Origin of the sequence: Corallococcus sp. CA047B (assembly GCF_003612065.1) — a bacterium.
GTDB classification, from domain to species: Bacteria; Myxococcota; Myxococcia; order Myxococcales; family Myxococcaceae; genus Corallococcus; species Corallococcus praedator.
Genome location: NZ_RAWD01000392.1, coordinates 1 through 7,662 on the forward strand (window position 1 = coordinate 1; position 7,662 = coordinate 7,662).

At 69.9% G+C, this 7,662-nt stretch carries 7 protein-coding genes; 3 read left to right on the top strand and 4 right to left on the bottom strand.

The genetic code is table 11. The features are described 5' to 3' along the window. The first annotated feature begins 170 nt into the window (after positions 1–170). Positions 171–374, top strand: coding sequence for a cold-shock protein (locus D7X74_RS36750; protein ID WP_120537647.1), 204 nt, complete (start codon positions 171–173; stop codon positions 372–374). A 270-nt stretch (positions 375–644) separates the two neighbouring features. After that, positions 645–1,004, top strand: a complete 360-nt coding sequence (locus D7X74_RS36755) for a hypothetical protein (protein WP_233595976.1) — start codon at positions 645–647, stop codon at positions 1,002–1,004. A 16-nt stretch (positions 1,005–1,020) separates the two neighbouring features. On the opposite strand, the gene D7X74_RS36760 is transcribed toward D7X74_RS36755, so the two are convergent. Next, the gene (locus D7X74_RS36760) at positions 1,021–1,632 is read right to left on the bottom strand and encodes a DUF2378 family protein (protein ID WP_120537649.1); all 612 of its coding nucleotides are present in this window, start codon (positions 1,630–1,632) and stop codon (positions 1,021–1,023) included. Positions 1,633–1,676: 44 nt separating this feature from the next. Between D7X74_RS36760 and D7X74_RS36765 the strand changes: the two genes are divergently transcribed. Beyond that, positions 1,677–2,426, top strand: a complete 750-nt coding sequence (locus tag D7X74_RS36765; RefSeq protein ID WP_120537650.1) for a hypothetical protein — start codon at positions 1,677–1,679, stop codon at positions 2,424–2,426. A 69-nt stretch (positions 2,427–2,495) separates the two neighbouring features. Here the strand turns inward: D7X74_RS36765 and D7X74_RS36770 are convergent, their stop codons facing one another. The 3 genes from D7X74_RS36770 to D7X74_RS36780 are packed head-to-tail and all read right to left on the bottom strand — an operon-like array spanning position 2,496 to position 7,567. Then, on the bottom strand, positions 2,496–5,618 hold the full coding sequence (locus D7X74_RS36770) for an efflux RND transporter permease subunit (RefSeq protein ID WP_233595975.1): 3,123 nt from the start codon (positions 5,616–5,618) through the stop codon (positions 2,496–2,498). A gap of 54 nt (positions 5,619–5,672) precedes the next feature. Beyond that, complete coding sequence (locus tag D7X74_RS36775; protein WP_120537651.1) at positions 5,673–6,785, bottom strand: efflux RND transporter periplasmic adaptor subunit; 1,113 nt, start codon at positions 6,783–6,785, stop codon at positions 5,673–5,675. Continuing rightward, the gene (locus D7X74_RS36780) at positions 6,782–7,567 is read right to left on the bottom strand and encodes a TetR/AcrR family transcriptional regulator (RefSeq protein WP_120537652.1); all 786 of its coding nucleotides are present in this window, start codon (positions 7,565–7,567) and stop codon (positions 6,782–6,784) included. The genes D7X74_RS36775 and D7X74_RS36780 overlap by 4 nt, the downstream gene beginning before the upstream one ends. Positions 7,568–7,662: the final 95 nt, after the last annotated feature.

Below are 7,662 nucleotides of genomic sequence, written 5' to 3' on the forward strand. Positions count from 1 at the left end.
GGGTGGGAAGGCTGCCCACCCGTCGAACTGTTGGCTGGTGGGCAGGGGGGCTTCCACCCACCCCGCCCCGGAGGGCAGACTGGGAGTCGCACTCAGGCCCTCACATTTCGAGAGGACCCGCCGCCCCAGGGCGGGGGTGCCGCGCCCCACCCACAAAGAGAAGACGATTCATGGCTACTGGTACGGTGAAGTGGTTCAACGATGCGAAGGGCTTTGGCTTCATCACTCAGGACGGCGGTGGCGAGGACGTGTTCTGCCACCACAGCGCCATCAACATGGATGGCTTCCGCACCCTGGCCGAGGGCCAGAAGGTGGAGTTCGAAGTGACCCGCGGGCCCAAGGGTCTGCAGGCCCAGAACGTCCGCGCCGCCTGAGCGGTCGCCCAAGCCACTCCGGGCCCTGCCCGGCTCCGGAAGCCCGGTCTCGCGTGCGCGCGGCCGGGCTTCTTCATTTTTACAACCTGCCGAGAAGGAAAAACACGCAATTCCTTTCAAACCCTTCAGCGCCAGGAGAATCGCAGGGGGGGCCTGTACAAAGTCACATAGACGTCTGTTAGGCTTTGATCCGCGAGGGAGGGGCGCACCATGTTCGAAGTCACCAACGATGTGAGCCGTCGGACGATCACTGCCCGCATGAGCGGTTTCATGCGGCCGAACGAGATGAAGGAGTACGTGGCTGTCTACCGGAAGGCCACGGACAGCTACGGCGGAGGGCGGCACCTGGTGCTGGCGGACATGCGGGGGCTTCGCCCGCTGGAGCCGGAATCGGCGAACCTGTTCTCCGAGGTCATCAGCCACGGGCGCAAGAATGGCTGTGTGATGTGCGCGCACGTGTCGGATTCCACCATCGCGCGGCTGCAGACGGCCCGCGTGGCGTCGGAAGCCTCCCCCAATGACGACATCACGGTGGATTGTGTGTCCCTGGAGGAAGCGCAGAGCCAGCTGGCGAAGGCTCGCGTGCGGCTGTCGCTCACGAATGAAGGCCACGCGGCCGCCGGTCGCTGAAGCATCCGCGACCCGGCTACCGAAGCGGACCCCGCGAGGCCCCGTCTCCTGGCGTTGATGTCCGGAGACGGGTGCCCGCGTCCGTGTCATTCCAAGACACACGGTAGGTGACATCCGCGTCGGTGAAGGCATGCACTTCCACGCGAGGGTCCGCGGCGCCGGTGGCGCGCAATCCCGCCAGCAGTGCGCCTTGCGTGAAGGAGCGGATGAAGCCCGCTTCGTTCATCCACAGCTCCAGCGACGTGGGTGACAAGTCCGTCATCCGTGTCTGTGTATAATTATTGCCCGAGCGAAACATCTGCTGCGCGCGTGAGACACCGCGCCGGGGCCCTATGAGCTGCAACACGCCGAAGAGGGCCCGCCCCAGCAGGGTGGCCCGGTAGCCATCCACCATGCGCTCCCCCAGACGTGCCAGGGCGACCTCGTCCGGCAGGTCCGCGTGGAGGAGCCGGGCGGAGACGCGCACCGCGGAGCACCAGACGTCGAAGCCGTAGGCGGGCTGGAGCTTGCGGTCCAGGTCCACGCCCACGGTGCGCAGGCGCTCGCGGAGGACCGGCGTCATCTGCCCGGCCAGCCCACGGATGAAGAGCCCTTCCAGGGTGTGCTCGAAGACGAGCTTCTCGGGCATGGGGATACTGTAGGCGCCGGACGGACTTCACGCGAGGCACCCCCATGGGACTGCAACGGGAACTGGCCCTGCTGGCCATGCGCGGCACACCGCTGCCGGGACGCGACGACTTCCTCACCCACGCGGGGGTCGCCACGCCGGTCCCCACCGTGCCGGGTTCCCTGGGCGAGGTGGCGCGGGAGTGCTTTGACGCCTTCACGCTGAAGCACCCCTTCGACCTGGTGGTCGTCTTCACCCTGGGGGACTTCCCGGCGGGCGCGGCGTGCTCCTCGTACTTCGACCCGGAGAGCCCCTGGTACAACGTCTTCTACGGGGCCTACGGCATCCGCTCCTACAAAGCGGACGGCAGTGCCTGGGGGTTCACTACCCAGGGATACCCAGACATCAATGAGATGCTTCAGGTTGTGCGATTGGACTACGACTATCTCACCGCGGGGGAGATGGGCTGTCCGCCGGCCCGGATGTGCTTCCGCACGCTGTCCGTGGAGCTGGGGCGCGAGGGCGACTGGCACACCGCGGACGTCACCTGCGTCGTCCCCAGCGGGTTGCACCGGCTGGCGGAGGCCCAGGCCCCGGACCTGACCTACTACACCGTGTTCGGCCTGCCGGACGCGCGCCACCTGGACGCAGGACGGTCCAGCTATGAGCCCGTGCGGATGCGCGGGCACCTGGCGTGGAAGCCCGTGGGGGAGCGGCTGACGCTGGCGTGGGGCGGCCTCTTCCCGGACACGCCGGAGGGCCAGTCCCTGCGCCTGCGTGTCCGGGCCGCGCAGGTGCCGCTGTACGTGCGCTGAGGCCGGAAATGCGACGGGGCGCGAGGCAGACTCCCCTCGCGCCCCGTGATGCTCGGCGGACCGGCTGCCTCAGGCCGCGCGGTCGGGCGCCGCGTGCACGTCCGCGGACGGCGTGGCCAGCGTGCCGCCGGGCGTCCGGGGCTGCTTGCGGCGGAAGGACAGCTTCTCCATGGCCGCGAACACCACCGGCACCACCAGCAGGGTGAGGAAGGTGGAGGTGATGACGCCGCCGATGACGGCGATGGCCATGGGGGCGCGGAACTCGGAGCCGGTGCCGGTGCCCACGGCGGTGGGCACCATGCCAATGGCCATCGCGGCGCTGGTCATCAGGATGGGGCGCAGGCGGCGGGGGCCGGCCTTGAGCAGGGCCTCGTCCACCGAGTCGCCCTCGCGCAGGTGGTGCAGGGCGCCGTCGATGAGGAGGATGGCGTTCTTGGTGACGAGCCCCATCAGCAGGATGACGCCAATCATCGCGCCCAGGCTGAGGTGGTAGTTGGTGACGACGAGTCCCAAGAGCGCGCCCACGAGCGCCAGCGGCAGCGACACCATGATGGTGAACGGGTGCTTGAAGGACTCGAACTGGCTGGCGAGCACCATGTAGATGAAGACGAACGCCAGGCCGAAGGCGGCGCCGAACGCGTCATTCTGCTCATCCAGGCTCTTGATCTGCCCGTCGTAGACGATGGCATAGCCCGGAGGCAGCGGCTTCGCCGCGATGGCGGCCTTCAGCTGCGCGGCCACGTCACCCAGCGCGGCGCCCTTGGCGAGCTGAGACACGACGGCCACCTGCCGCTCGCGGTTCTCGTGCTCGATGATGCTGGGGCCGTCCTTCAGGGACACGTTCGCCACGTCCGTCACCTGGCGCAGCCCCCGGGGCGTGGACACCATCAACTGGCGCACGCGCTCCGGGTTGGCGCGGTCGCGCTCCTGGAGCCGCACGCGGATGTCCGTCTCGTCGGTGCCCTCGCGCAGCTTGGCGGACACGTCACCGTCGATGGCAAGCCGCAGCTGCATGGCGAGCGAGGCCGCGGACAGGTCCACGTCCGTGGCGCGCGCCCGGTCAATCTGCACCTGGAGCTCCGGCTTGGCCGGGTTGGTGTCCACGCGCACGTCGGACGTGCCCAGGCTTCGCAGGATGCCAGCGATGCGCTCGGCCTCCTCGTTGACGAGCTTCAGGTCGGGCCCCACCACGCGGACCATGATGGGGAACCAGTCGCCCAGGCCTTCGATGGACGGCGGATCCGACAGGGTGATGGCGGTGGAGACGAGGTTGGGGACGAGCAGCGCGCGGGCCTCCTCCTTGAGGACGGGGATGCCCTTGGTGCGCGCCTCCTTGGGCACGGTGAGGACGCGCATGCGCGCCTTGTAGACGTCTCCGTTGGGACCGACGGTGGTGTAGATGTCGGTGACCTCCGGGAGCTGCTTGAGCAGCGTCTCCGCCTCCGCTGCGCGCTCGGTCGTCTGAGCGAGGCTGGAGGAGTCCGGCAACTGCAGTTCGACGATGAGCTGCGAGCGGTCCTCCGCGCTCATGAACTCCGCGCCCAGCGTGCTGGCGGCGCCGAACGACAGCACCAGCGCCAGCAGGGTGAGGCCCGCGGTGGTCCACTTGTGCTTCAGCACCCAGCCCAGGATGCGGGCGTAGGTGTTCTCCGTGCCCTCCAGGAACCGGCGCAGCCCGCGGAACACCGCGGCCTCCTGGTGCACCTCCCCGGGCTTGCGCGCCTTGGCGAAGCGCGCGGACAGCATGGGGTCCAGGGTGAAGGAGATGAACAGCGAGATGGTCACCGCCACGGAGATGGTGATGCCGAACTGCTTGAAGAACTGGCCCACGATGCCGGGCATGAACGCCACCGGGATGAACACCGCCACCAGGGACAGCGTGGTGGCGAGCACCGCGAGGCCCACGTCCCGGGTGCCGTTGGACGCGGCGCTCATCGGGTCCTCGCCCTGCTCCAGCCGGTGGGTGATGGCCTCACGCACCACCACCGCGTCGTCGATGAGCAGACCGATGGCCAGCGACAGCGACAGGAGCGTCATCTGGTTGAGCGAGTAGCCCAGCACGTACATCACGAAGAACGTGCCGATGACGGACGTGGGCAGCGCGAGCGCGGAGATGAACGTGCCGCGCGGGTCCAGCAGGAACATCAGGATGATGAGCACCGCCATCAGGCCGCCGAAGATGATGGCGATCCACACCTCGTGGGTGTTGGCGCGGATGAGCTCCGACTGGTCGATGAGCAGCGTCGCCTGGAAACCCTGCCCCACCACCGGCGTCATCTGCGCGAGCGTCTTCTTCACCGCGTCGCTGACGGCCACCGTGTTGGAGCCCGGCTGCTTGACGATCTCCAGCACCACGGCGTCGCGGGCGTTGAGGCGCGCGGTGGTGCGGCGCTCGGTGACGCCGTCCGTCACGGTGGCGATCTCCTCCAGGCGCACCTGGGCGCCGGTGCTGCTGCGGGCCACGGGCAGCATCCGCAGGTCTTCCACGCTCCGGAACTCGCCCATGGAGCGCACCGTCAGCTCATTGGGCCCCAGCTGGAGGCGGCCCGCGGGCAGGTTGAGGTTCTCCGTGCCGATGCGCTGAGCCACCTGCGCGGGCGTGATGCCCACGGCGCGGGCCTTGTCCAGGTCGATGTCCACCTGCACCTCGCGCACGTCACCGCCGGTGATGCGCACCTCCGCCACGCCGGTAATCTGGGCGAGCGCGGGCTTGATGCGGTCATCCAACAGCTTGCGCAGCGCCTGGGAGCGCATGTCCGCGGAGACGGCGTAGGTGAGGATGGGCGTGGCGGACAGGTCGATGCGGCTGACGATGGGGGCATCCGCGTCCGTGGGCAGCTTGTTGACCGCCTGGCCCACCTTGTCGCGCACGTCCTGCACGGCGGTGTCCAGGCTGGTGCCCAGCGTGAAGGACACGACGACGGTGCCCAGGTTCTCACGGCTGTAGGAGTGGATCTTGTCCACGCCGCTGATGCCGGCGACCGCGTCCTCCAGGGGCTTGATGACCTGGGTCTCGATTTCACCCGGGCCCGCGCCCTTGTAGACGGTGTTGACCACCACGATGGGGAAGCTGACGTCCGGGTAGAGGTCGGTGCCCAGGCGCTTGAGGCCCATCAGCCCCAGCACCACGAGCAACAGGGACAGCATGGCCGTGAACACCGGCCGACGGATGGAAACGTCACTGAGAAGCATGGAGGACTCGCATCGCCGCGCGGACCGGCCGCGGCGCAAAGGGGCGCGAAGTGGCTACTTCACGGAGACGCGGGTGCCGGGCGTCAGGGCGGGCGTCGGGTAGTCCACCACCTGCTGGAGGACGGACGCGGCCAGCACCACCACCTCGCGGTCGCGGCGCTCCAGCACCTGCACGTCCACGCGGCGCAGCGCACCGTCGTCGACGACGAGGACGTGGTCCCCGTTGGAGGAGGACACCGCCGTCAGGGGAATCACCTGGGCGTCGCGCAGCTCGCCCAGCTTGAGCATCGCGCGCGCCAGCGTGTGGGCCACGAAGCGGCCATCCGCGTTGGGCACGGCGATCTCCACCGGCACGCGGCGGGTGTTCGGGTCGGCGGACGGCAGGATGGTGCGCACCACCGCTTCGTCGGTGGCCGCGCCCCCGCCCAGCGACACCACGCGCACCTTCACGCCGGGCTTGAGCAGCGCGCGCGAGGACTCCGGCACCGTGGTGCGGAAGACGAGCGTGTCCAACTGCTCCAGCGTGAAGAGCGGCGTGCCCGGGGCCACCGTGGCGCCCGTCTGGTCAGGGGACTCGATGAGCGTGCCGGTGAAGGGCGCCTTCAAATCATGACGGCGGCGCGCCGCGCGGGCCTGGGCCAGCTGCGCCTTCGCGGCCAGCACCTGCGCCTGGGCCTGCGCGGCGGTGGAGGAGGCGCTGCGGTGCTGCTGCTCGCTGATGCCGCCGCCCGCGCTGAGCTTCTCGCTGCGCTCGGCGGCGTCCCTCGCCATGGAGGCACCGGCCTCCGCGGCGGCGACCGCGGCCTCCGCGCCGGCCACCTGCGCGTCGACGATTTCGGGGTTGAGCTGGGCGAGCACGTCGCCCTTCTTCACGGCCTGCCCCTTCTGGGCGCGCACCGACTCCAGCCGGCCGCCGACCTCGAAGCCCACCTGGAGGCCCTGCGCGGGGAACAGCGTGCCCGTCACCTCCTCGGACGCGGAGGCCTGCTCGCCCCGGGGGGTGACGACCTTCACGGCCGTGGGGGCCTTGGCGGTGGCGGCCTTGTCGGCGGCGGCGGGCGGCGCGGCGGCGGCGTCCGCCTTGTCGCAGGCGGTGAGCGACAGCGCGGCGGCCACGCCCACGGCGGCGAAGGCACGGGAAGCGAAGGGCTTCGTGGACGATTTCACGGGCGTTTCCTTGGCGGGCGATGCGGGTTGGCCGCGCGGGCGTGACGCCGGCGCGTGGAAGGCGTGGAAGGGGTCCGCGCGGCGACGGGCGCGGGCGGCGCAAGCAGCGTCTGGGACGAGGGCAGCGGCTTGCTGCGCGGCGCGGTGCCCTCATGCATCAGCCGCTGGATGCCGGTAGCCCAGGAGGCCAGGTCCGGCTTGTGCGTCAGGCGCCCCATCTGACGGGCCAGCAGCAGGTAGGTGCCCACGACGAAGGAGCCGAAGAGGCCCGGGTCCACGTCCGGGCTCTCCCCGTGGTGGCCCTGCAGGTGGCGGAACTCCTGGGAGATGCGGTCGACCTCGCGGTCCACCAGGTCCCACATGACGGACTCGAAGGCGGTGTCCTGGCTGCCGACGATGAGCGTGGTGACGACCTCGCGGCTCTCCCACATGAGCTCCAGCATCTCCAGGTCGGACGCGGCCTCCATCCGCAGGAAGTGCTGGTAGCGCTCCGAACACGCGGCGACGTCCGCGGGGCCCGGCTGGCCGTGCTCCGCGCGGAAGTGCTCCATGCACGTCAGGCGCTTCAGGCTCACCCGCTCCAGCTCCTTCACGAACGCCTCCACGAGGCTTCCGAAGAGGCCCTCCTTGGAGGGGAAGTGCAGGTAGAAGGCGCCCTTGGACAGGCCGCACGCGGCGGTGATGTCGCCCACGCGCGCGCCCTTCACCCCCCGACGGGCGAACTCCGCCCGCGCGGCGGCGATGAGCGCGCTGCGGGCCTTCGGGTCGGCGGGGCGGGACATGGCGCCCGCATTCCTAACCCGCCGGTCAGAAATAGAACAGCCGTGGCTGACCGCCGGGTCAGGAATCCGGGGGGCGTGTCGGCGGGGGGCGGAGG